Source organism: Streptomyces sp. WM6386 (assembly GCF_000972385.1).
GTDB lineage: Bacteria > Actinomycetota > Actinomycetes > Streptomycetales > Streptomycetaceae > Streptomyces.
In genome coordinates this window covers 1-526 of sequence record NZ_JXTE01000427.1, presented here as the reverse complement: position 1 = coordinate 526, position 526 = coordinate 1, and the positions used below count along the sequence as shown (strand labels likewise).

Below are 526 nucleotides of genomic sequence, written 5' to 3'. Positions count from 1 at the left end.
CCGACCAGGCCGCCGGCCGGGTCGCCCGGGGTCTCGTCCACGCCGCTGAGCTGGCCGACGACGAGGTCGTCGTAGCCGTCGCCGTCGATGTCGCCGGAGGCGGTGCCCAGGCCGCCGTGCAGGTCGCGCCGGTAGGTCAGGCTCTCGGCGCCGCCTGTGTAGAGGGCGGACCAGCCCTTGATGTAGTCGTCGTCGGGGCTGTATCCGGAGACGACGAGGTCGGCGAAGCCGTCGCGGTCGTAGTCGCCGGTGGTCAGGTACGCGCCCTGAAGGGTGTGACCGGTGGAGTGCGGTGTGCCGACCTGCCGCAGGACGCCCGCGTGGTAGGTGAAGACGTGCAGGCCTTTCTGGTCGAGAACGGTGAGCTGGTCGCCATCGATGTCCCCCGAGAACCGCGCGGCGGCCACCGCCAGGCCGAACCGTGCGTCGGCGGTCGGCTTGGCGGCGGTGATGCTCGCCGCGGGTTCGGCGCCGAAGCCCTGCGCGGAGCCGTACAGAACGGTCACCCGGCCCGCGTCCTCGACGG

General features: G+C 72.6%; 1 protein-coding gene. It reads right to left on the bottom strand.

Annotated features, from left to right (window positions below):
- A partial coding sequence (locus tag TN53_RS42075; protein WP_046264182.1) for an FG-GAP repeat domain-containing protein occupies positions 1-526 on the bottom strand: 526 nt, incomplete at both ends.